At 47.8% G+C, this 23,774-nt stretch carries 20 protein-coding genes; 11 read left to right on the forward strand and 9 right to left on the reverse strand.

Annotated elements, in window-relative coordinates:
• The first annotated feature begins 15 nt into the window (after positions 1-15).
• Positions 16-480 (forward strand): hypothetical protein, encoded by a 465-nt coding sequence (locus EV210_RS17270; RefSeq protein ID WP_132082613.1) that lies wholly within the window; start codon positions 16-18, stop codon positions 478-480.
• 49 nt (positions 481-529) lie between these two features.
• Positions 530-988 carry a hypothetical protein gene (locus EV210_RS17275; protein WP_243650608.1) on the forward strand — a complete coding sequence of 153 codons (459 nt, stop codon included), beginning with the start codon at positions 530-532 and terminating at the stop codon, positions 986-988.
• Positions 989-1,045: 57 nt separating this feature from the next.
• On the opposite strand, the gene ddlA is transcribed toward EV210_RS17275, so the two are convergent.
• Together ddlA and EV210_RS17285 are read right to left on the reverse strand one after the other, a co-directional pair.
• Positions 1,046-2,149: a D-alanine--D-alanine ligase gene (gene ddlA, locus EV210_RS17280; protein ID WP_243650609.1), complete on the reverse strand. Its 1,104-nt coding sequence runs from the start codon at positions 2,147-2,149 to the stop codon at positions 1,046-1,048.
• Positions 2,150-2,327: 178 nt separating this feature from the next.
• Entirely contained in the window at positions 2,328-2,756 is a 429-nt protein-coding gene (locus EV210_RS17285) for a hypothetical protein (RefSeq protein ID WP_132082614.1), read from the reverse strand.
• 168 nt (positions 2,757-2,924) lie between these two features.
• Between EV210_RS17285 and EV210_RS17290 the strand changes: the two genes are divergently transcribed.
• The 8 genes from EV210_RS17290 to EV210_RS17325 all read left to right on the forward strand — a co-directional run bounded on the left by EV210_RS17290 (position 2,925) and on the right by EV210_RS17325 (position 11,422).
• Positions 2,925-3,923, forward strand: coding sequence for an ABC transporter permease (locus tag EV210_RS17290; protein ID WP_279388513.1), 999 nt, complete (start codon positions 2,925-2,927; stop codon positions 3,921-3,923).
• A gap of 3 nt (positions 3,924-3,926) precedes the next feature.
• A complete protein-coding gene (locus EV210_RS17295) occupies positions 3,927-4,838 on the forward strand; it encodes an ABC transporter permease (protein WP_132082615.1) in 912 nt (303 codons plus the stop codon).
• Positions 4,839-4,853: 15 nt separating this feature from the next.
• Positions 4,854-5,858, forward strand: coding sequence for an ABC transporter ATP-binding protein (locus EV210_RS17300; protein ID WP_132082616.1), 1,005 nt, complete (start codon positions 4,854-4,856; stop codon positions 5,856-5,858).
• Positions 5,858-6,832, forward strand: a complete 975-nt coding sequence (locus EV210_RS17305; protein WP_132082617.1) for an ABC transporter ATP-binding protein — start codon at positions 5,858-5,860, stop codon at positions 6,830-6,832. Before EV210_RS17300 ends, EV210_RS17305 begins: the two co-directional genes overlap by 1 nt.
• 49 nt (positions 6,833-6,881) lie before the next feature.
• Entirely contained in the window at positions 6,882-7,670 is a 789-nt protein-coding gene (locus EV210_RS17310) for a serine hydrolase (protein WP_132082618.1), read from the forward strand.
• Positions 7,670-9,268 carry a peptide ABC transporter substrate-binding protein gene (locus EV210_RS17315; protein WP_132082619.1) on the forward strand — a complete coding sequence of 533 codons (1,599 nt, stop codon included), beginning with the start codon at positions 7,670-7,672 and terminating at the stop codon, positions 9,266-9,268. Before EV210_RS17310 ends, EV210_RS17315 begins: the two co-directional genes overlap by 1 nt.
• Positions 9,269-9,345: 77 nt before the next feature.
• Positions 9,346-10,290 (forward strand): S66 peptidase family protein, encoded by a 945-nt coding sequence (locus EV210_RS17320; RefSeq protein WP_243650610.1) that lies wholly within the window; start codon positions 9,346-9,348, stop codon positions 10,288-10,290.
• A 10-nt stretch (positions 10,291-10,300) separates the two neighbouring features.
• Entirely contained in the window at positions 10,301-11,422 is a 1,122-nt protein-coding gene (locus EV210_RS17325; protein WP_243650611.1) for a M20 family metallopeptidase, read from the forward strand.
• A gap of 57 nt (positions 11,423-11,479) precedes the next feature.
• Here the strand turns inward: EV210_RS17325 and EV210_RS17330 are convergent, their stop codons facing one another.
• From EV210_RS17330 to EV210_RS17350, 5 genes are all read right to left on the reverse strand, one after another.
• Positions 11,480-12,409: a DMT family transporter gene (locus EV210_RS17330; RefSeq protein WP_243650612.1), complete on the reverse strand. Its 930-nt coding sequence runs from the start codon at positions 12,407-12,409 to the stop codon at positions 11,480-11,482.
• A gap of 62 nt (positions 12,410-12,471) precedes the next feature.
• Positions 12,472-12,801 carry a cupin domain-containing protein gene (locus EV210_RS17335; RefSeq protein WP_132082621.1) on the reverse strand — a complete coding sequence of 110 codons (330 nt, stop codon included), beginning with the start codon at positions 12,799-12,801 and terminating at the stop codon, positions 12,472-12,474.
• A 166-nt stretch (positions 12,802-12,967) separates the two neighbouring features.
• Complete coding sequence (locus tag EV210_RS17340) at positions 12,968-16,108, reverse strand: efflux RND transporter permease subunit (protein ID WP_132082622.1); 3,141 nt, start codon at positions 16,106-16,108, stop codon at positions 12,968-12,970.
• Positions 16,109-16,120: 12 nt separating this feature from the next.
• Positions 16,121-17,254 carry an efflux RND transporter periplasmic adaptor subunit gene (locus EV210_RS17345; protein ID WP_132082623.1) on the reverse strand — a complete coding sequence of 378 codons (1,134 nt, stop codon included), beginning with the start codon at positions 17,252-17,254 and terminating at the stop codon, positions 16,121-16,123.
• Between the two features lie 54 nt (positions 17,255-17,308).
• Positions 17,309-17,887, reverse strand: a complete 579-nt coding sequence (locus EV210_RS17350) for a TetR/AcrR family transcriptional regulator (protein WP_132082624.1) — start codon at positions 17,885-17,887, stop codon at positions 17,309-17,311.
• Between the two features lie 195 nt (positions 17,888-18,082).
• Between EV210_RS17350 and EV210_RS17355 the strand changes: the two genes are divergently transcribed.
• Positions 18,083-19,348, forward strand: a complete 1,266-nt coding sequence (locus EV210_RS17355) for an Nramp family divalent metal transporter (protein ID WP_132082625.1) — start codon at positions 18,083-18,085, stop codon at positions 19,346-19,348.
• A 76-nt stretch (positions 19,349-19,424) separates the two neighbouring features.
• Here EV210_RS17355 and EV210_RS17360 read toward each other — a convergent pair whose 3' ends face one another.
• Positions 19,425-22,499: an efflux RND transporter permease subunit gene (locus EV210_RS17360; protein WP_132082626.1), complete on the reverse strand. Its 3,075-nt coding sequence runs from the start codon at positions 22,497-22,499 to the stop codon at positions 19,425-19,427.
• On the reverse strand, positions 22,499-23,614 hold the full coding sequence (locus tag EV210_RS17365) for an efflux RND transporter periplasmic adaptor subunit (RefSeq protein ID WP_132082702.1): 1,116 nt from the start codon (positions 23,612-23,614) through the stop codon (positions 22,499-22,501). Before EV210_RS17365 ends, EV210_RS17360 begins: the two co-directional genes overlap by 1 nt.
• Between the last annotated feature and the right edge of the window lie 160 nt (positions 23,615-23,774).

Consider the following 23,774-nt stretch of genomic DNA (forward strand, 5'->3'; position numbering starts at 1 on the left):
GGAATGAGCATACAAATGAAGTCATCCCTTGAAATGGTTTTCTGGAGTATTGCTTTTCCTGGCTTTGGTCAGATTTTAAATGGCCGAATCGTTAAGGGATTTGTATTTTTGGCATTAGAATTTCTGATTAATGTAAACAGCAATATTAATCAGGCTATTCTCCTTAGTTTTCTGGGAGATATCCGGCAGGCTATCGAAGTTGCCAATTATCAGTGGATGCTATTTTATCCCTGCGTCTATGTCTTTGCCATCTGGGACGCTTACCGCGATGCCGGAGCTGTTTTATCCCGTTTTTCTTTCCTGCCTTCCGTCTGCAGTGCCTACTGCGGCACAATTGGTGTTATTTTTTCACCTGTTTTTACATTTTTTACTGTTACATTCGGTCCCATTTGGCTGGGTATACTAGGAATGTTGATTGGAGCTGTTATTGGCTTTTTGATTAAACAAATGCTGACGGTTGCGAGCAGCGGCCGTCAATAGACTCGCTAATTGAATAAATAACCGAATTCAGCAAAAAATGGAGGCTATTATGATGAATGTACTTCGCAGCAACCGGTTTATTTATTTCGCGATCAGCTTACTTGTGCTCAGTTTCGTAATAGGAGGCTGCTCCGGCAGCAATTTGAACCCGATCGATCCCCAAAAGCCGACTGTACCGACTGATCCCGGAAAGCCGGTCGAAGCAAAAGATGTTGTGATAACCTATAATTACGGAGATACCGACAAAGTCCAGCTTTCTGCCAATAATATTACCCTGAAAGTCGGCCAGCGCCTAATCCTTCAGCCTGCCAAAGGTTTGACAAAAAATACCCGGTTTTCGTCGTCAGGCGGACCAAATTTCTTTGGGGATTACTTGCAGCAGGAGGAACAGCAGCCAACAGGCAAGATATCTTTTATTGCCAAAAGCCCCGGAAAAGGAAAATTACAGGTCATCCCCAACACCAGCGAATCCCAGCGTGCTACTGATCTTTGGGTAACAGTTCAATAACATTGCAATAGTAAAGGTCTGCCGTTCCCTTCAAGGAATGGCAGACCTTGCCTTTTGTTAGCTGCTATAAGAAGTTCTTAGCTGCTTTTCTTCCGCGTGTCTTGCTAACGCAAGCTGAATCAGCTGATCGATTAGCTCGCGATAGGACACACCACTGATTTCCCAGAGCTTGGGATACATACTGATTTTGGTAAATCCCGGTATTGTATTAATTTCGTTAACAATCACCCGGTTATCCGGCGTAAGGAAAAAATCCACCCGTGCCATTCCTTCACAGCAAAGAGTCCGAAATACCTGCACCGCCAGGTCTTGGATCTGATTTTCCAACTCCGGTGACAGCTGCGCAGGTATATTCAATACCGCACCAGTTTCGTCGATGTATTTAGCCTCATAGGAATAAAAGTCTTGTTGGGCGATAATTTCGCCCACGCGGGAGGCTGCCGGCTCATGATTTCCCAAAACAGCGCATTCCACTTCCCGTCCTGCAATAAATTCTTCAATTAGTATTTTGTTATCAAAGGTAAAAGCCTTGTCCAATGCCTGCTTAAATTCTTCCTTGGTTCTTACTTTGCTAACGCCAACAGATGATCCCGCATTGGCTGGTTTAACAAAAAAAGGTACTCCCAGTTGTTCGGCTACCGCAGGAAAACCAATTCCGGCTTGCTGCCACTTATGCAATACCAGGAAATTAGCAATTGGAATACCGGCATCCCGGAGCAGTCTCTTGGCGACATCTTTGTCCATGCCAACTGCCGAGCCAAGAACGCCGGGCCCTACAAAAGGAATGTCGGTCAGTTTTAATAATCCTTGAACTGTACCATCCTCGCCATAAGGGCCATGTAAAACGGGAAATATCACATCAATATCCCGGTTAAACTCCCCGCCGGTAATAGCAGCAAGCTGTTTACTTTCTTCACCAGGGACTACTACGACTTCCTGCTCTGTTATCTCAAGAGCAATGCGCTTAGGATCGTGACTATTTACTAGAAACCGGGAACTATCCTGCAAATACCATTTGCCTGCCTTATTAAGGCCGATTAAGGTGATCTCGTATTTTTCTCTGTCAATTGCATCTATAACATTTTTGGCTGATTGTAAAGAAACTTCGTGCTCAGCCGACCTGCCGCCAAATAGAATTCCCACATTGATTTTTCCCATCATCGTTCTCCTCCCGCATATCTATTGATTATTTTTATTTCCGCTTTGCCTGTTTTATCCCCTGCTAAGGAAGAAATTAAATAAACCGCCTTAAACGAAAGTCTAAGGCGGTTTAGCAGGCAAAGCTGCTCTATGTGATTACATTACTATCACCGGCCGCACAGCAGCCTGGCAGAATCAGTTATGGTGTTGTTGTGGCAATCAGTGTTCCAAAGGATTCTGTATCAATCGTAGCATTTACGCCAACGTAAATAATGTCGCTTACATTAACAGCAATACACGAACCGATTGGGAATAATACGTTTACCCAGGTAATTTCAAATCCGCCATCGACAACAATCGATTGCAGGCTTACCGATTCAGCTTCTCTTGTCAGTTCCAGCAAAATAAAGTCGCTTCCATCTTCTACATTCACTTTCACATCTACTTCATTGCAGCACTTTTCTTCTTTCTTTTCGCAGTCCTTCTTATCCCAATCTTTCTTATGATCGCCAATCTTACGATCATTGTCGATATCGCCTACGATTCTCCCTGTCACTGTTTTATAATCACGAAGAACCAGTGTTACTTCTAAACACCCAAGGAAATTAAAACATTTTGGTATTCCCATATTTCTATCGCTCCTTTCCGTATTGGGCTATCTGCCTATTGTATAATATTCGTCTTGTTATGAAATGTTACAGTAATAATCGTAGGAACTGCAGATCAAACGGGATTGCCGCAACAAGGCAGGACTTTACCTGTTTTTAGCGAATACTTACTCCCCGCAGGCTTGCGCATGCGCATAATGGACTTTGCCAGCGCAGCTGACTGCTGTTACGATCCGAAAAAGAGGTGTATTCCTTTGCTGCGTTATATGATAAACCGGACAATCAATGCTATATTTGTTTTGCTGGCGATCATAACCATTACATTTTTACTGATGCATGCTATTCCCGGCGGGCCTTTTACAGGCGAAAAAAACATTCCTGCCGCTGTCCTGAAAAATATTGAAGAACGCTATCGACTGAATGATCCGCTGTGGAAGCAATATAGTGATTACTTAGCAAACTTAATCCGCTTTGATCTTGGCCCCTCATTTAAATATGAAGGCCGAACGGTAAACGATATTATCCGCGAGAGTTTTCCCGTGTCCTTTCAATTGGGCCTGGTCAGTATCTGTATAGCCGTACTGCTGGGAATACCGGCAGGTGCGCTTGCTGCTCTCAGGCAAAATCGTTGGCAGGACTACGGTACGATGCTGCTGGCAACGCTAGGCGTGTCTGTACCCAGCTTTGTCCTGGCAACACTCTTGATTTATATTTTTGCAGTAAAACTCAGCCTGCTGCCAGCTGCCATGTGGGGCGGCCCCGAATATGTCTTGCTGCCGGCTATATCTTTAGCTGGCCATCCCATGGCCTTTATCGCCCGCCTGACACGCTCAAGCATGCTGGAGGTCCTTGCCCAGGATTATATCAAAACTGCCCGTGCCAAAGGTCTTTCACCCATGGTAATTTTATACCGCCATGCACTAAAAAACGCCTTACTGCCTGTGGTTACCTATATTGGGCCGATGGCAGCAGCAATATTGACAGGAAGCTTTGTTATCGAAACGATTTTTGCCATTCCCGGTTTGGGACGGCATTTTGTAACAAGTATCTATAACCGCGATTATACCGTCATTCTTGGTATTACGGTATTTTACAGCGTTTTGGTTATCGGGTTAAATTTGATTGTTGATCTTATTTATCCCTTACTCAACCCTAAGATAAAAATAAACGACAACCAGGAGAGTTAAGAGATGCAGGTAAACAATGACTCCTTTCGCCCGCTTCAGCGCGTTAGCCACAGTGCCGGTTCCGCCAGGCCTAATACGACATATCACCAGGATGCGTGGCGCCGCCTGAAAAAAAATAAGCTCGCCATGTTAGGGCTGTATACGATTATCGCTATTATTGTAATTGCTGTCATCGGTCCCTGGCTGTCCCCGCTGTCCTATTCTGATCAGAATTTAAATGAAACCAATCGCCCGCCTAGCAGCGATCATTGGTTCGGCACCGACAACCTGGGCCGCGATTTATTTATCCGCGTCCTCTATGGCGCACGGATTTCACTGTCCATCGGCATCGTGGCCAGCTTGATCAATCTCACAATTGGCGTTGCCTACGGGGGAATTGCGGGTTATTTAGGTGGAAGGATTGACCGGATCATGATGAATATCGTTGACGTTTTATACGGGATACCGGTACTCTTGTATGTCATATTGCTGATGGTCATTCTGACGCCGGGGCTCACGAATATCTTCATTGCCCTAGGCATCTCCTACTGGCTGGGCATGGCCAGGATTGTCCGTGGTCAAATATTAAGCTTAAAAGAACAGGAATATATTCTTGCCGCCCGGACGATCGGAGCAGGCAAATGGCGCATTTTATTTAACCATCTCATTCCCAACAGCCTTGGCCCGATTATTATTACTATGACGCTGGCTATTCCGGAAGCTATATTTACTGAGGCTTTTTTAAGTTTTATCGGTCTGGGTGTCGCTGCTCCCATGGCCAGTTGGGGTGTACTGGCTTCGGAAGGAGTTGCCAGCCTGCGTTCCTATCCCTTCCAGTTGTTTTTTCCTGCCATTGCGATCAGCATTACCATGCTGGCCTTTAACTTTCTCGGTGATGGACTTCGGGATGCGCTTGATCCCCGTGTACGGCGTTAAGGAGGCAGTAAAACTATGAATGCATTATTACAAATAAAGGATTTAGCTGTTGCTTTTGATACCTATGCCGGTACAGTCAAAGCCGTAAACGGGATAGATTTTGCGGTTTATCCGGGAGAAGCGATAGGCATTGTCGGTGAATCGGGCTGCGGCAAAAGCGTAACAGCTCATGCCATTATGCAATTGATTTCCACCCCTCCCGGCAGGTATGCGGGCGGAAAAATTCTTTTCGAAGGTCTCAACATGCTTGAACAGTCTGAGCAGCAGTTGGAAAAAATCCGTGGTAATGCCATTAGTATGGTTTTTCAGGATGCCATGACTGCACTCAATCCCGTACTCACCGTTGGCCTGCAGATTGCCGAGTCACTACAGCTGCATCTGTCTCTGGATAAAAAAGCAGCCTATGCCCGGGCAATTGAGCTGCTTCGCATGGTGGAAATCCCTTTGCCGGAAGAAAGGATTCATCATTATCCACACCAATTCAGCGGTGGTATGCGGCAGAGGGTAATGATTGCCATGGCGCTGTCCTGCAATCCCCGGCTGTTAATTGCCGATGAGCCGACTACAGCCCTTGATGTTACCATTCAGGCTCAAATTCTCGATTTGCTCAAAAATTTGCAAGCAAAGCTTAATACCGCTATTATTCTCATATCCCATGATTTGGGGGTAATTGCTGGTTTATGCAGCCGGGTACTTGTCATGTATGCCGGAAAAATTGTTGAATCAGGTTCAGCTGAGGAACTGTTTTACAACCCCCAGCATCCCTATACCTGGGGCCTGCTGCAATCTGTCCCTCGCCTGAATGCACCACAAAAGCAAAAGTTAACCGTCATTGACGGTCAGCCTCCCGATCTCCTGCAGCCGCCACAGGGCTGCCCGTTCCATCCCCGCTGCACTTTTGCCATGCAAATTTGTGCTAACCATTACCCTGAGACCAGCATCGTGAATACGAAGCATAGCGTGAATTGCTGGCTCCAGCATCCAGGTGCACCAAAGACTCGCTGGGAGGCCTGCAAATAATGGAAAACACACCTATCCTACAAGTGCAAAATTTGACAAAACACTTTACTGTTGCAACGGATTTTTTCGGGCGGCCCTCGGCCTATTTAAAAGCCGTAGATGATGTGAGCTTCTTTATTCGGCGAGGTGAAACGCTAGGCCTGGTTGGCGAAAGTGGCTGCGGCAAATCCACGCTGGGGCGAACGATCATTCACCTATATAAGCCAACCGCTGGTGCCGTCTTCTTTAACGGGCAGGAGATTAAAAATCAACAGCAGCAGCAGTTGCTGCGAAGTGCCATGCAAATGATTTTTCAAGATCCCTATGCCTCCTTAAACCCGCGAATGACTGCCGGCGATATCATTGGCGAGCCATTGGACATTCACCATCTTTCCAGTGGCCGGGATCGGACGGAAACCATAGCACGGCTGCTGCAAATGGTAGGTCTTAATCAGGAACAGGCCAACAGGTTTCCTCATGAATTCAGCGGTGGCCAACGGCAGCGTATTGGGATTGCCCGGGCCTTAGCTGTCAATCCCAGCTTTATTATCTGTGATGAGCCGATCTCCGCTCTGGATGTTTCTATTCAGGCCCAGATTGTTAACTTATTGGAAAAGCTTCAGGCAGAGCTTGGATTAACCTATTTGTTTATTGCTCATGACCTGGCTATGGTCAAGCATATCAGCGACCGGGTAGCTGTCATGTATATGGGTAAAATTGTTGAAATCGCTGACAGTACGGAATTGTACAAGCATCCTCAGCATCCTTATACCCAGGCTCTTTTATCTGCCATTCCGCTTCCTGATCCGGCTGCCGAAAATAACCGCAAACGGATCCGCCTCACGGGAGATACAGTTAGTTCACTTGCCATCTTGCCGGGTTGCAAATTTCGTTTCCGCTGCAGCGCAGCGATGCCCGTGTGCGAAGAAGAACAGCCTGCACTTATTGACACTGGAGCCGGCCATATGACGGCGTGCCACTTAATCAAGCAATGAGTCTGACAGCTCGTCACAATTCGTATCTCTGTGCAAAGGAGTATCTAAAATGAAGGATATACACGCTAAGCTGCATGCACAATTAGCATCTTTTCCAGGTCGTTGCGGACTGGTAATCGTCAATCTGGCTAACGGAGAAAAGTGGGAATATTGTCCGGAAACCTGTTTCGCTGCCGCGAGCATGATTAAGCTTCCGCTTATGTATGAAGTTATGCGTCAGGCAGCGGCCGGACTGCTCTCTTTAGATGAATATTTAACGGTAACCAGCGAAATCCAGACAGGCGGGGCAGGTATCCTTGGTGAGTTATTGCCTGGTTTACAGCTGACAATCCGCGAACTGGTAACGCTGATGATTATTCTTAGCGACAATACCGCTACCAATATGCTGATTGACCGTATAGGCATGGACAGCGTTAACAACACTGCAGCCGCCCTTGGTCTGCAGTCAACTATCCTCAGGCGGCGCATGATGGATTTCGAGGCCGCGGCACGGGGTGAGGAAAATATGACATCAGCTGCTGATCTGGCACAGCTGTTTGCTCATATTTATCACCCCCAGTTACTGTCAAAGGAATATGGAGCGTTGATGCTGGATATTTTAAAACGACAGCAGGTGCGTGATAAGCTGCCGTTTTATCTGCCGGAGGAAATCGAAATCGCCCATAAAACAGGAACCTTACCAGGTGTAGAGCATGATGGGGGCATATTATTTTTATCTGCGCCTTACATTATTTGCGTCTTGACGGACGGGCATACGGCTAATTACGAAGGGTTACAGCTAGTTGCCCTGATCGGCAAGATAATCTATGAAACTCTTATACAGAAGGAGGATGCGTAATGGATTCTAAAAAGATAATTACTGTAATAACTGTTATTACAGTAATGACAATGCTACTGACAGGATTAACCGGCTGCGGAAAGTCTGGTGATACGGGCCAAACCTTACGCTATGTCCTTGAAGCTGAACCGGCAACCTTAGATCCGGCTAAATCTACAGCAATTCCCGAATCCTTAGTTGAGCTGCAATTGTTTGAAGGATTAACGCGGCTGAATACCGAGGATCAGCCGGTAGCCGGGGTGGCAGAACGATGGGATGTTTCTCCTGATGGGCTCAAATATGTTTTTTATTTGCGGCCATCAGCCAAATGGTCTAATGGTGATCCTGTTACCGCTCACGATTTTGAATTCGCCTGGAAACGGGCGTTAAGTCCGGAACTGGCATCAGAAAATGCTTACATGCTGTTCCCTATTAAAAATGGGCAAGCCTACAATGAGAAAAAAATACCAGCTGATCAGGTAGGCATAAAAGCAGTCAATGACCATACACTGGAAGTGACTCTTGAAAAACCAACTGCTTACTTTTTAAGCTTAACTGCCTTTCACGCATTTTATCCGGTCAATAAAAAAATTGTAACTTCCAGTCCTGATAAGTGGTCTGCCGATATTACCACTTTGATTGGCAATGGCCCCTTCAAAATTACTGGCTGGACGCACAGCAGCAAAATCGAATTTGCTAAAAATGAACAATACTGGGACGCTGCAGCAGTCAAATTGCTAAAAATGGAGTGGCCAATTAGCGACTCCCAAAGTACTCGTCTCGCTTTAGTGGAAAACAATCAGGCCGATATGATGGTCGAACCTCCTGTTGTAGAACACGACCGTCTTACGCAGGCTGGTCTACTGAAGATTTCACCCTATCTGGGCATTTATTATTATGTATTTAATACCCAGAAGGCTCCTTTCGATAATGTAAAGGTCCGTCAGGCATTTTCGCTGTCCATAAACAGGGAAGCACTAGTGACGAATGTAGTCAAGGGTGGCAAAAAGCCTGCTTATGCCTGGGTGGCGCCAGGGCTGTCCTCCGGAGGTAAAGATTTCCGCGATGAAAGCAATAATTTTGCCAAAGAAGATAAAGCTCTTGCTCAAAAGCTCCTAGCTGAGGTAGGCTACGCAGCCGGCCAGGGTTTGCCACCGGTTACCCTGCTATTTAACACAAGTGAAATGCATAAGTCCATCGCTGAAGCCATTCAGGAAATGTGGAAGCAAAACTTAGGCGTAACGGTGACCTTATCGAACCAGGAGTCCAAGGTCTTCCTGGAATCCCGTGCCCAAGGGGCCTTTCAAATCGCCCGTGCCTCTTGGATTGGTGATTACGCTGACCCGATGGCTTTTATGGATGTTTTTAAAGACCCCAGCAATGACGCCAAGTATCATAACCCGGCTTACAACAGTCTAATCGAAAAAGCCCAATCCACCTTAGATCAGCCTATACGCCTCGCTGCGATGCATGAGGCTGAGAAACTGCTGTTCGAGGACGCTGTCATTATCCCGATTTACTATACTACCCAACCCTTTGTTGTTAAACCGTACGTCAAGGGCTACTTCTGGTCGGTACTTGGCCTGGCAGATTTTAAAACTGCCTATATTGAAAAATAAATGCCAGATAAACAAGGGATATGCTGCGCTCTCGCACATATCCCTTGCTTACTAAACCACCAACGGGAGGCGGTAGCTTGCATTCACTTAAACCAAAAAGACTTTACCCCGGAGACACGATTGGTGTTATTGCCCCTGCCAGCCCGGGAGATTTACAGTCTGCCCAGGCAGGAATAAACTGGCTGGAGTCCCAAGGCTTTCAGGTCAGGGCAGGACGCACCCTGGAAGAAACGCATGGCTATCTGGCCGGTAATGATACTATCCGGGCAGCCGATATCAATGCTATGTTTGCTTCCACTGCTGTTAACGGTATTATCTGCCTGCGAGGCGGTTACGGCACAATGCGGCTGCTAAACCTGATAGACTATGAGCTGATCCGCACAAATCCGAAGGTATTTGTGGGCTACAGTGATATAACGGCCCTGCATCTCAGTATTAGCCAGCGAACCGGCCTTATTACATTTCACGGTCCAATGGTAGCCTCCGACATGGGCAGAGAAGAACCTTCACTCTATACACAGGATTATTTTCTCCGAGCTGTTACTTCCAACTCCCCGCTGGGTACAATTGGTAATCCCCAGTCCGCATTCCCGCCTGTCTGGATAGCACCAGGAACAGCACAGGGGACATTGACCGGCGGTAATTTAAGCCTTATTGCGGCTACACTGGGTACACCTTTTGAGATTGATACCCGAAATAAAATTCTCTGTCTGGAAGAAGTAGGCGAGGCGCCTTATCGAATTGACCGTATGCTGACCCAGCTCCTATTAGCAGGCAAACTTCAGCAGGCGGCAGGTATTGTATTTGACGTCTGCTCCGGTTGTACACCGGAAGAAGGCTCTGCCGATTTTACCGTCGCCGAGGTACTGGAGGACCGCTTAAGCCGGCTTGGAATTCCAGTTCTCTCCTGCCTGCATTTTGGGCATACCGCCGATAAGGCAACTTTGCCGCTTGGTATCGCAGCAATGCTATGCAGCGAACAAGGCGGTCTGACGGTAGTGGAGTCAGCCACCACAGATTAGGAGGGACATAGTGTATAAAGATCAATTAAAAAAACAAGTCTGCGCTTTCCTGGATTCAATGGCTCCTGAACTTAATAATATTAGTTTATTCCTGCATAAGTACCCTGAATTAAGCAGCCAGGAGTATGAAGCGGCCAAACTGCTGACTCATTCTGTAAAACAAAAAGGCTTTTCGGTAAAAACCGATATTAGCGGCTATCCAACAGCTTTTGTCGCCAGTAAAGGTACTACAGGTCCCAAAATTGCCTTTCTAGCCGAATATGACGCGCTGCCTGGTTTAGGCCATGCTTGTGGGCATAACCTGATTGCCGCCATGAGTTTTGGTGCGGCCATAGCTTTTGCGGAGGTAGCCGGTGAGTCAGCCCGGTCTTACCTAATCGGTTGCCCTGCAGAAGAAACAACCGGTGCAAAGGTCAAACTGGCTGAAGATGGTGTCTTTTCCGGACTGCAGGCTGCGCTCATCATCCATCCGGCAGACGGAAATTACATGGGGGGAACTTCCTATGCCACACATCCATTGCAGGTAACTTTTTTCGGGCGCCCGGCCCATGTGGCAAGTAAAACCGATAAAGGAATTAATGCTCTCGATGCGTTGGTTCTTTTTTACCAGGGATTAAAAACGCTTCGGCAAACCTTTACCCAGGACACCATTCTGGCAGGTATTGTGACACATGGCGGCACAGCCCCCAATATTGTTCCCGACCGGGCTGAAGCGCGATTCACTGTACGGGCTTTATCTGCTGACTACCTGGAGAATACCGTTGTGCCAGGAGTACGGCGCCTAGCGGAGGGAATTGCCTCAGCTACCGGTACTACCGTACAAACGCTGCATTACGAGCCTTTATTCAAAGAGCTGAAGAATGATCCGCAGTTGTTGGCATTCTACCAACAGAACATGTCTCTGCTGGGTGAAGAGGTAACACTCCTCGGAGCGGATGATGCTGACGGGTCTACGGATGTTGGCAATGTCAGCCATTGTGTTCCCACCATCCATCCCGATATTGCGATTGGCAGCGGCATTACGGCACACACACCGGAATTTGCCCTGGCAGCTGCGTCTCCCTATGCCCAGCAAAGAGTACTTGTCGGAGCAAAAGCGATGGCCATGACCGCAATCGATTTACTTGAATAACCTGTTTACTCATAAGAAAGGGGATTGTCTCAATTGCAACTTGAGACAATCCCCTTTTCATTCCTCTTCTTTTACCGGCTGCGGTCTTCCGTCCGCTGTTAAGCAATTAAGGCGGCAGACTCCCGTTGCAAGGCTTACACCGGCTAGCACCAGTACCAAAGCAGCCACATGATGCCAATTGATATTTTCTCCTAAGAATAAAGCTGCGGCAAAAACACCAAATATCGGAATGCCGTTTTGAAATACCGAAGTTGTGGAAGCCCCTACCCGCTGAATTCCCGTATTCCACCATACTGCTCCCAATGCAGTGCAAACGAAACTGGAAAATAGGACTAAGGACAACGGCCATACGTTAAAGGCTCCTTCATAGAACCATGTTGTATTGGCAATCAGCCCGACAATCACCAAGCCGGCAGAAGCCAGTATATGGCTGTAGGCGGTAACAAGCAGCGGCGACAATAAAGCTGTACTTTTCTTTACAAAAAGCGAGCCGATTACAAATGTCACCATAGCCCCAACCATGATCCCATCCCCATACAGCGTTGCTGTCTCAGTCTTGCCGTATACGACCAGCATGACACCGCCGAACCCCAGAATAATGCCCAGCCCTTTACCCCAAGTAAAAGGCTCTTTAATCAGTAAGCTGGCCAATACTGTGGTTAACAACGGATTCAGCCCCAGAATAAGCACGGCATGTGTACCGCTGGTAGCTGCCGCTCCCAAATTGAGTGTAATCTGATGAAGAAAAATCGTGAAAGCAGCCACTCCTGTTATCGGCAGCCAAGTTTGCCGGGGAGGTATCTGAAGACCATGCTTATACCAGACAAACGGTACCAGTAAAAAGGTCGCCAGCGTAAGCCGGATCGGTGCCAGTGCTAAGGGAGGATAATAGTGCGTAAGATATTTAATCATTACTACATTGGCACCCCAGAGCATCGACACAAACAGCAGCAATAAAAAAATCGGGCGATTGTTTTTGTCTTCCAAGCTTTGATCACCTGCCGTAGTGTGATAGTCTGCCAGACTTGCTATGCCAGCTAGCCCTGTTATTACAGTAGAAAATCAGCCCGTTTCGGAGTAAATGTATCAATAATCACCGAATCATCCTCCAAGGCAACTACACCGTGCAGGACATTGCGGGCTGCATAGTAGCTGTCACCGGCACGCACAATCCGCTTTTCACTGCCCACAGTGAGTTCAAAAGATCCATTGGCAATATAGCCGACCTGTTCATGATCTGCATGCTGATGCGCTTCCCCTACGCCGCCTTTTTTAAAGCGAAATTCAACCAGCATGATGGCGTCACTGTACACTAAGACGCTGCGGGTACATTTTTCATTTAATTGTTTCACCACGGTATTTTCTTTTGACAATATCATACGATCAGCTCCTCATCAAAACTCATCCTAATTACTACAAGATAGACTTGTTCATATCCTTCCGCAGCCCATTATTTTTCATGATGCGGTCTTTATGGAGAGCAGCGGAATAGCAAAACCTTCCACCACAGTATTTGATACTGCAGCAGAAGGTTTTGCTTCACTTTTAAGCCTGCTTGCCGGCATTCCCTGTACGGAAAGCCTTAAATTTAGCAGTTCCGTACTCAATCGCAACGAATAATACCGGAACCAGGAATATTCCCAAACTAGTAGCCATCAACATACCGCCTACGACTGTTGTACCCAGAGCTGTCCGTGCGGCAGCCCCGGCACCAGTAGATAACGCAAGCGGAATGCAGCCTAAAATAAAGGCAAACGATGTCATTAAAATGGGACGCAGCCGCAGCCGCGCAGCTTCAATAGCCGCCTGTACCGGTTCCATTCCATTATCGGTCCTGACCTTTGCCCACTCAACGATCAATATGGCATTTTTAGCTGCCAGTCCGATCAGCATGACCAGACCAATTTGCATATATACACTGTTTTCGAGTCCTCTAGCATATTGGAATACAACAGAACCCAGAATCCCTGTCGGAACGGACAGCAATACTGCAAAAGGAATATTCCAGCTTTCATACAAAGCTGCCAGGCACAAGAACACAAACAACAACGCAAATCCAAAGATAACCCGTGTGTGACCGCTGGCCAGCTTTTCTTCACGGCTTAAATCAGCCCATTCATAAGTGAAGGTGTTCGGCAGGGTCTGGGCAGCTACCTCTTCGAGAGCCTGCATAGCCTGACCAGAGCTGTAGCCTTGTGCAGTTGTTGCATTAATCTGCATGGCCGGATAGCCGTTAAAGCGTTTGATTAAGGTTTGGCCGCTAGTTACAACAGGTTTGACCAGCGTATTGAGCGGTACCATATCGCCGGCAGAATTACGAACGAAGAAGAAGCGCGTTGCCTCTGCGTCGGACCGGAATTCCGGCTCGGCCTGCAGCATTACCTTATAGGTACGGCCAAAGCGATTAAAGTCATTAACCTGGACACCACCAAGGAAGGTCTGCAGTGCAGTGAAGATATCCTGCACAGGGACGCCCAGCGCTTTTGCTTTCTCCCTGTCTATGTCATACCGGTAGGCCGGTGTATCGGCCCGAAAACTGGATTGGACCATTGCGAACTCCGGACGCTGACGGGCAGCAGCAATAAATTGCTGGGAAACATTATTCATTTCCGCCAGTGATGAGCCGCCCCGGTCCTGGATCATGAAGGTCAAACCGCCAACTGAACCGATCCCTGGCAGGGCCGGCGGATTAAAAGCAAACACGGTAGCTTCCGGTATATCCTTTACCTTCCCCATCGCCTGACCGATAATTGAATTTAATTGCATATTCGCTTCAGTTCGTTCTGCCCAGGGTTTCATACTGGCAATTACCATAGCGCCATTCGATTTCTGACCGCCTGCCAGAATGTCATAGCCAGCTATTTCCACTGTATTCTCCACGCCTGGCAGCGAACGGTAAGTCTCACCTACCTGTTGCGCTACTGCCCGGGTACGATTCATATTGGCTGCCTCAGGCAAGCTGACAACAGACATCATAAATCCCTGGTCTTCGCTTGGAACAAAGGTCGACGGAATAACTCTCAGCATACTAACGCACAATATGCAAATGACTACCAGCCCTACGCCCCATAATCCAGCACGGCGAATCGAGTGTCTTACGCCATTGGAATAGCTTTCCGTCATACGATCAAACCAGTTATTAAACCAATGAAAGAATTTGCCCTGTATACCTGTATTCTGCACACCGTCATAAGGCTTGAGCAGCAAGGTGCACAAGGCTGGTGTCAGCGTCAAGGCAACAAGAGCAGATAAAGCCATTGAGACGGCAATTGTCAGGGCAAACTGTTTATACAGTACGCCGGTTGTTCCGCCAAAGAAGGCAACCGGGATGAAAACAGATGCAAGGACAAATGCAATCGCGACAACCGGGCCGGATACTTCATCCATGGCACGTATTGTTGCTTCTTTCGGACTTAAGCCCGAGTGTCGCATATGATGTTCCACGGCTTCTACCACGATAATGGCATCATCAACAACCAGTCCGATGGCCAATACCATGGCAAACAGTGTGAGCGTATTAATGGAAAAACCGAGGATAACAAACGCCCCAAAGGTTCCAATCAGCGAGACGGGAACTGCCAGCATAGGAATCAAAGTTGCCCGCCAGCTTTGCAGGAATAAATACACGATAATCAGTACAAGGGCAAGTGCTTCAATAAAGGTATGAAATACCTTTTCCAGCGACTCGCGGATGTATTTGGTATTATCAGTCAGAATGCTGTACTCCATTCCGGGTGGAAACCGCTTGGACGCATCTTCAATAACCTGCCGGACGCCGGCAATTGTTTCCAGTGCATTCGCTTCTGTTGTCAATTGAACGGCAAAAACAACGGAGTCCTGACCGCTGAAACTACTTTTGAAGGTATTATCCTTACCACTTAGTTCGACAGTTGCCACGTCGCCCAGACGAATTGCCGAGCCATCAGGCTGAGAGCGGATAATTACTTTCCGGAAATCCTCTTCCGTAACCAGGCGTCCCTGCACGCTGGCGGTATATTGAAACTCCTGTTGGGCAACCGAGGGAAGCTGGCCAATTGTACCAGCCGGTGCCTGAACATTTTGCTCTTTAATTGCATTGGCAATATCAGCAGCAGTAATTTTCATTTGGGCCATCTTATCCGGTTTGAGCCAGATACGCATACCGAAATCAGTGCCATACTCTCCAACATCGCCTACGCCTTTAACGCGGCGAATATCATCAATGATATTAATGCTGCCATAGTTCTTAAGAAATACGCTGTCATAATCGCCATTCGGCGATACCAGACTGAAGTACAGCGCCGTATCAGGCGAAACTTTACGGGTCGTTACACCAGTCAGCTGCACGTCCTGAGGCAGACCAGCATTTGCCTGTACAACCCGGTTCTGCGTGTACATGGTTACCATATCAGGGTCTTCGCCCAGTTCAAATTTGACATTTAACGAATACCGGCCGGAATCGGCGCTGGTTGAACTCATGGCAACAGCACCTACACCGTTAACCTGCTGTTCAATAACCTGAGCAACGGTCTTTTCAACAACATCCGCATTTGCACCGGTATAAATAGTACTAACACTGACCTGAGGCGGAGTAATCTGCGGATACTGGGCAACTGGCAGGTTAAATGCGGCAATGCCCCCTGCCAGTGTGATGAGAATTGCGATGACGATTGCAAAAATTGGTCGGTTAATAAAAAACCTTGCCATAAACCCGCCCCCTTACTTCGCGACCGGAATATTCAGATCATCCGGCCCGATCATGGTAATTTTGAGCGGCGATCCGGGCTGGGCTTTGGCAAACCCTTCAACAACAATTACTTCCTGTCCAGTAAGGCCCTCTTCCACAACTTGCAAGCTGCCCACTTTGGGTCCCATTTTGACAGCCCGGGTCTCCGCCTTATTGTCGGCACCGACAACTGTGACAAACGTTTTGCCGAGTAATTCTTGAACTGCACGCTGTGGAATAAGCAGTGCACCTATTTTGTTTTCACCAACAGTCACAATGCGGGCGAACATTCCGGGAACAAGTAAATGCTGAGGATTCTCAAAGGCTGCTTTCATTGTCAGCGTCCCGGTTTGATTAGCCATTCCACGGTCGATCTGCTCCAGGTGACCGGCAATCGGATAAGCACTGCCGTCACTTAAAAGCAGCTTAAGATTTTGGCCCCAGGCATCAGGAGAATTACCCATCCGGGCAAATTTCAAATATTCATTTTCGCTCATGCTGAAGCGAACTTGTACCGGGTCAACAGAGGAAACTGTCGCCAGCACGGTACTGCCAGCCTGTACATAACGACCGACACTTAGCTCACCCACTCCAATACGGCCGTCAACAGGAGAAACAATGACCGTATCGGTCAAGTCATTATTGGCCTGCGCTAATTTGGCCTGATAGGCGTCTACCTGAGCCTGTGCCTGTTCGGCCTGGGCCAGGGAAGTATCAAGCGTCTGGGCGGCGATGCCGCCTTGCGCTGCTAGACTTTGATAGCGGGTCACATCGCGGCGGATATTGCTGAGTGAAGCCTGGGCTTGAGCGACCTGGGCCTGAATATCAGCTACCGAAGCCGTATATTGACGGTTGTCAATTTCAAATAAAGGCTGCCCGGCACGGACAGTATCCCCGCCCTTTACCAGCTTACGGGCAATATTGCCGGAGACTCGCGCTTGAATCTGAACCTCATCTTTTGCTACTATTTCACCGACATACTCATATGTAACCGGCGTATCCTTCTGGATAACTTGCATCGCCTTAACCGTAACCTCTTGCGGTGGACGGGCAGCTTGCTGTTTGCTGCAGCCTGTAGTTACAAATAAAAGAAGTACAGCCAGGCATATGATGCTCTTTTTGTTCACCGTTTTTCCCTCCTCTAATGTAGTTCTCCCGGTGGTATCGGGAGATTATATAGATCAGGGCAAATTGCCCTGATCATTTTTAGGCTTCACAACTCCATATAGGACGACTTCCGCCAGTAAATTAAACATATCCGGTTTGGAAATATCCCCGCAGGCGGCAAAATCATAGCTGAGTATTTGTTTAGTAGAACCCTTTAGGATATTTATGACTAAAGGAATATAAATAGGACGAAAACACTTTGCTTCGATTGCCTGCTGAAGAATCGTTTCCACCGTGCTCCAATCAGCATCGATAAACTGTTCAATTTTATTCCATACACCCGGAAGATAGCGCCTGATCTCCTCAAGGTGGCTGCCGTTTACCGAGGAATAAATACGCGGACAAAGCGTAAGAACCTTATAGAGTTTTTTATCGAAAGGCATCTGATTGTCGCGCATGACCTCATCCCGCTGCTGCTTCACATCTTCCAGTTTGGCAACAATAATAGACTCGATTAATTCTTCCTTAGAAGAAAAGCACTGATACAAAGTACGTTTACTGATGCCTAACCGGATCGCCAAATCATGCATGGTAAACTTGACACCTCTTAGGCTGATTTCTTCAGCCGCAGCATCCATAATTCTATGGTGCAAATCTACACCTCCTGCTCTATTACCGCGGAAACTCAAACGGTTTTTTGGGTACCATGTTCTAATGCTATCAGACCCTTATGCGGATGTCAATGATTGGTATGTATAGTTTTTAAAAAGATAACTGCCTGGCGAACGAAGGATTCAATCCGGCATGGTGCGAATAGTATGTAGTAAAAATGACGAGAAGGAGTTAGTATGAACTGGCATAATTTATTACCGAAAGAAGTCCACTTGCCTGACATTAAAGCCAGAGAGCTGCTTCGCTATCTGGGACCCGGCATTCTTGTCACTGTAGGCTTTATCGACCCCGGCAACTGGGCAGCCAATATTGCCGCCGGCTCTGATTACGGCTATACACTCTTATGGATGGTCACCTTATCAACGATCATGCTGATTATCCTCCAGCATAATGCCGCTCATCTCGGCATTGCTACCGGGTACTGCCTCTCGGAAGCAGCCTCGGCCTTTTTACCCAAATGGCTATCGAGAACAGTTCTGGGGTCTGCCGTTGGAGCTGCCATCGCCACTGCGGTAGCGGAAATTCTGGGGATGGCAATTGCCCTTAGGATTTTATTTGGTCTTCCGCTCACCGTTGGTGCCGTTTTGGCAGGCATAACCTCTGCAGCTCTTTTATGGACCAACTCCTACAGCCGCCTGGAAAAATGGATTATTGGTTTTGTTTCTTTAATCGGTTTTTCCTTTCTGCTGGAATTAAATATGGCCAGCATCGACTGGCTTCAAGCCGCTCATGGCTGGGTTGTTCCCGAAGTGCCTCAAGGCTCTCTGCCGATTATCATGAGTGTGTTGGGTGCGGTGGTTATGCCGCATAATTTATTTCTGCATTCCGAAGTCATTCAAAGCCGCCAATGGAATTTGGAGAACGATCTCCTGATTCGCCGCCAGCTGCGGTATGAATTTCTCGATACGCTCTTCTCCATGCTGATTGGCTGGGCCATCAACAGTGCGATGATTCTAGTCGCCGCCGCTACATTTTTCCAGGCAGGCATTCATGTGGAAACGATGGAGCAAGCAGAAGCTATGCTGCGCCCGCTGCTGGGGGATGCCGCTTCCCTGATTTTTGCCGTTGCCCTGCTGTTTGCGGGGTTTGCCTCTACCAGCACCGCCGGAATGGCTGGCGGCAGTATTTTTGCCGGTATTTTTGGCGAAGCCTACAACATTAAGGATCCCCATTCCCGTTGGGGCGTTCTACTCACGTACGTATGTGCTGTTCTGATTATATTTTTTATAAATGATCCCTTCTCTGGATTGATCTTTTCGCAATTACTGCTAAGTGTCCAGCTGCCGATCACTATTTTCTTACAAATTTATTTAACCTCATCCCCTAAAATTATGGGCAAATATGCCAATAACTTCCGGCTGAAGCTTACCCTGCTTATTATCGGTGCCATCGTCAGCGGGTTGAATATCTGGCTGCTGGTTGATTATTTGCTCAATGGTTAAACATTCTCTTTGTCTTTCATTTAAAAAGGAGAAAACCCCCAAACAGGGTTTTCTCCTTTTTCTCATTTACATATAGCTAGGCTTTTTTAAAACGCTCCATGAATCGTTCAATTAACAGATATACAGCAGGAACAACCAGTAAGGTAAGCATGGTAGACGTAATTAAACCGCCGATCAGCACCACGCCCATGGACTGGCGCATTTCTGCACCTGAGCCGATACCTAAGGCAATAGGCATCATTCCGAAGATCATGGCCGCGGTTGTCATCAATATTGGTCTGAGGCGTACTGCACCGGCTTCAATCAGCGCATCGATAATGGGCATTCCCTGGTGACGCAGCTGGTTAGCATAATCAACCAGCAGGATCGCATTCTTTGTTACAAGCCCCATCAGCATGATAACACCAATAAGCGAAATAATATTCATAGTTTGACCGGCAATTAGCAGCCCTAAAATTGCTCCTGTCAGAGAGAAGGGCAAGGACAGCATGATGGTGAACGGATGCACAAAGCTTTCAAACTGCGCGGCAAGCACCATATAAATCAGTACAACGGCCAGCAGCAATGCTTTGGCGATTTCCATAAACGAATCCTGCATTGTCTGAGCCTGCCCTACGAACTTGTAGGAATAACCGAGAGGCAAGTTCAGGCTTGGCATCAACTCTTTGACCTTGGCTGTCACATCGCCGGCAGACACTCCGACTACATTGGCATAAACGATAACCTGCCGCTGCCGCGATTCGCGGTCAATCTGGGTTGGACCTGACGAAAGCGTTACATTGGCGATATCACCCAGCCGCACAAAGTTTCCTGTTTTAGAAGCAATCAACAGGTTGGCCACATCATCCAGACTGCTGCGTCCCTGTTCTTCCAGCTGCACCCGTATTTGATAGTCTTTATCGGTTGGATTAAACTCATTCCGGGTTGTCGCTCCTAAAAAGGCCATTTGAATGGTTGTGGCAACTGTAGTTGTATCCAGTCCGGCATCACTTACCCGTACCGGGTCAACCGCCACCTGAATTTCAGGCGATGACTGCTCGGCCGAGATATCAACATCGGTGGTTCCGGGAATTTGCCGGATTTTTTCCACTAGCTGCTGTGCCATCTGATTAAGCTTATCCAGCTCAGGCCCCCTGAGAGCAATCTGGACAGGTCGGGAATCCCCCCGGCCCATTCCCTGGTTATTGGTTACCGTAACCTTCAGGCGCCCTATATCACGGAATTTCAGACGCAATTCGTCCATAATTTTATCCATTGAACGGGAGCGTTCACCGGCTGGTACCAGCTTAATACCCATGGTAGCCTTACCGGCCTGCCCGCCCGAACCAATAATCAGATACGATGATTCTCTTTCCTGAATAGCAAGCACCTGCTCTTCCACGGGCTTTACCAGCTCCCGCATTTTTTCGAGGGAGGTTCCGGCTGGAGCATTCATCGTAATATTGAACTCACCAGAGTCATAAGTGGGCTGAAATTCGGAACCAAGAAATGGCAGCAAAAGCCCGTTAGCAAACAGCGATAAGACGGCAATAGCAACCAGCTTCTTCGGATGCGCCAGCGACCAGCTTAAAACACGGCGGTAAAACTGCTGGAATTCCAGAAACCCGGCTTCAAACCGGTCCAGAAAAATCTTGATCCGGCTCTTTTTACCGCTTTGTCCGGCAGTTTGTTCGTGCCCGCCCTTAAGCCAGTATGCCGATAGCATTGGGGTCAGGGTTAACGCAACAAAAAGGGAAAATGCAACCGCAAAAGCAACGGTTAAGCCAAATTGCTTGAAAAATTGTCCTACAATGCCGTTCATCGAACCAACCGGGACGAATACGGCTAATATTGATAAAGTAGTAGCCATAACGGCCAACGAAATTTCGGAAGTACCGTCACGGGCAGCTTCCATTGGTGATTTTCCCAATTCCATGTGGCGGTATATATTTTCAATAACCACTATAGCATCGTCAATCAAAATACCAACAGCAAGACTAAGTCCCATAAGAGACATGTTGTTTAACGTAAAGTTCATCATCTTTAATAGGAAAAAGGTTGCCACTACTGATGTGGGAATCGCAATAGCACCGATTATGGTCGCTCTGGTATTCTGAAGGAAAAGAAATGTTATTGCCACTGCCAGCAGCCCACCGAAAATCATGGATTCCATGACATCGTTCACACTGCTGCGGATATACTGCGAACTATCGCGGGTAATTGCCACTTTTACGTCAGGCGGCAGCAGTGTTTGGATACTGGCCATTGTGGTTTTCACTTTTTCGGCAATCGCCACAGTATTGGTGCCCGATTGCTTTTGTACCGCAATCAAAACACTCGGCTGACCATTTGCTCGTGCCAGCATGCGCTCCTCTGCCCAGGTATCGGCAACAGTTGCCACATCACTCAGCCGAATTAAAAGTCCATCTTTGTTGGCAACGATGACATTTTGAATATCGGCAACATTCTTGTATTTTCCTATGGTACGCACCGTCAGCTCAGTACCTTTTTCGCTGACACGGCCGCCAGGAGCATTGAGGTTCTGGCTGTTAACGGCATCCAGGATCTGCGCCATAGAAATATGGTAGGCAGACAGTTTTTTGGAGTCTACCGCCACTCGGATCTCCCGCTCGGAGCCGCCTGATATGGTCACATCAGCGACACCGTCGATACGCTGCAGCTCATCTTTTACGATATCGGTCGCTAACTTGCGGATTTCTCCCGAACTGCGGGTATCAGACGACAAACTGTAATACACAATTGCCTGAGCCCCCATATCAAAACGCTGAATCACGGGCTCATCCGCCTGATCAGGCAGGCGCTTGCGGGCAACGGCTACTTTTTCGCGCACTTCATTCGCCGCCAGCTTAGGGTCGGTTCCGAATTCAAACTCAATCGTAATCTGGGAACTTCCTTCTCTTGTTACTGAGGAAAGATTCTTAATACCGGACAGCGAACTGACTGCATCCTCTATCGGCTTAGTTACCAAACTCTCCATTTCCTCCGGTGAAGTACCTGCAAAACTTACCGACACCATAACCAGAGGAAAATCTACATCCGGGTTTAAATCAATCCCCAGACTCGGATAAGATCCCAATCCAAATACAACCAGCAGCATAACCAGCATAGTAGTAAACACAGGACGCTTGATAAATGTCGCAATCCCCCCCATTATTTACCACCATCTTTCACTGGTGAAACTACGGCTCCATCCTTTACTTTATTTTGACCGTCAACAACAATTGTTTCACCCTCATTTACCCCTTCCAGCACCTCAACAAGGCCAGCGCCAATATAACCTGGCTTTATTAAACGCTGCTGGATTCTATTATCAGCAGTAACAACAAAAACCGTCTTTTGATCTTCCCGCATAACCAAAGCGCTTTCCGGAATAGTGATTACATTCGGATGGGTACGGGTTGCCAGCTCTACTTTGGCAAACATTCCGGCTTTTATGATCCCGCTTTCATTAGGAACAACGATTTCAGCCGTAAAAGTCCGGGCCGGCAGAGTAGCTACAGGTGACACACGGGCAACAGTACCGGTAATCTCCTGGCCCCCCAGGGCACTGATCGTTACTTTAACCGGAGTTCCGACCGCCAGATCAGCTACCTGGGCCTCACCGACTGTTGCTTTGGCAAGCAAGCCGGACAAGTCGGCTACTGTAACAATTGCCGAACCGGCCCGCGTATAAGCACCGGCCTGCAGATAGCGTTTGGTAATTACCCCGTCACGCGGAGCAAGCACATTAGCATTATTCAGCTTCTCCCGCACTAAAGCCAGACTGCCTTCAGCAGCGCGGACCTGGCCAAGCGACAAATCCCGCTTCGTACGGGCGCCGTCCAACGTTTGGGCAGCAATTGCCCCTTTATCGGCCAATGCCACATACCGGTTATAATCGAGTTCTGCTTGCTCCAAACCGGATTGAGCAGCTATTAAGTTGCCCTCGGCCTGCAGAACCTGTGCCGCCAACTCACTGGTATCCAGGGTAGCTAGCACCGCTCCGGCTTTCACTATATCCCCTTCGGAAACATTCATCGTATTAATCCGGCCGTCAACCTTCGCAGAAACATCGGTACTCCAAACAGGCTCCAGACTGCCGGTATATTCTGCCTTCGGAACAACGTCCTGCCTGCCAACCTGGGCAACCTGAACAGTAGCAGCCTTAGTCTGCATATTGCCGGCACGAGCTTTGCTCGCAGCTACGTTCTGATAAATTCTGAATCCCACTACCCCGGTAAGGGTAATAACAATAGCAAGAGCAATCGCTAGTTTTTTGTTTTTCATTAAAGGCACTTACCTTCACCCTTCCTAGTTAGCAGCAGTATAAATTCTGACTGGTCAGTCATAAGAAAGTATATCATTTTTCTTGTTAATTTGATATACTTTAGCCACTTTAATTCATATACATTTTTTAACAAAAAAGTAACCATTGCCTCATGAGGCA

This window comes from Anaerospora hongkongensis, assembly GCF_004339805.1.
Lineage (GTDB): Bacteria > Bacillota > Negativicutes > Sporomusales > DSM-15969 > Anaerospora > Anaerospora hongkongensis.

Bases quoted from the DNA above. Each gene is read 5' to 3' on its own strand.
- EV210_RS17285 (WP_132082614.1), bottom strand. From the start codon at position 2,756: ATGGGAATACCAAAATGTTTTAATTTCCTTGGGTGTTTAGAAGTAACA.
- EV210_RS17275 (WP_243650608.1), top strand. From the start codon at position 530: ATGATGAATGTACTTCGCAGCAACCGGTTTATTTATTTCGCGATCAGC.
- EV210_RS17310 (WP_132082618.1), top strand. From the start codon at position 6,882: ATGAAGGATATACACGCTAAGCTGCATGCACAATTAGCATCTTTTCCA.
- EV210_RS17270 (WP_132082613.1), top strand. From the start codon at position 16: ATGAAGTCATCCCTTGAAATGGTTTTCTGGAGTATTGCTTTTCCTGGC.
- EV210_RS17305 (WP_132082617.1), top strand. From the start codon at position 5,858: ATGGAAAACACACCTATCCTACAAGTGCAAAATTTGACAAAACACTTT.
- EV210_RS17360 (WP_132082626.1), bottom strand. From the start codon at position 22,499: ATGGGGGGGATTGCGACATTTATCAAGCGTCCTGTGTTTACTACTATG.
- EV210_RS17335 (WP_132082621.1), bottom strand. From the start codon at position 12,801: ATGATATTGTCAAAAGAAAATACCGTGGTGAAACAATTAAATGAAAAA.
- EV210_RS17300 (WP_132082616.1), top strand. From the start codon at position 4,854: ATGAATGCATTATTACAAATAAAGGATTTAGCTGTTGCTTTTGATACC.
- EV210_RS17290 (WP_279388513.1), top strand. From the start codon at position 2,925: ATGCGCATAATGGACTTTGCCAGCGCAGCTGACTGCTGTTACGATCCG.
- EV210_RS17340 (WP_132082622.1), bottom strand. From the start codon at position 16,108: ATGGCAAGGTTTTTTATTAACCGACCAATTTTTGCAATCGTCATCGCA.
- EV210_RS17355 (WP_132082625.1), top strand. From the start codon at position 18,083: ATGAACTGGCATAATTTATTACCGAAAGAAGTCCACTTGCCTGACATT.
- ddlA (WP_243650609.1), bottom strand. From the start codon at position 2,149: ATGATGGGAAAAATCAATGTGGGAATTCTATTTGGCGGCAGGTCGGCT.
- EV210_RS17315 (WP_132082619.1), top strand. From the start codon at position 7,670: ATGGATTCTAAAAAGATAATTACTGTAATAACTGTTATTACAGTAATG.
- EV210_RS17295 (WP_132082615.1), top strand. From the start codon at position 3,927: ATGCAGGTAAACAATGACTCCTTTCGCCCGCTTCAGCGCGTTAGCCAC.
- EV210_RS17365 (WP_132082702.1), bottom strand. From the start codon at position 23,614: ATGAAAAACAAAAAACTAGCGATTGCTCTTGCTATTGTTATTACCCTT.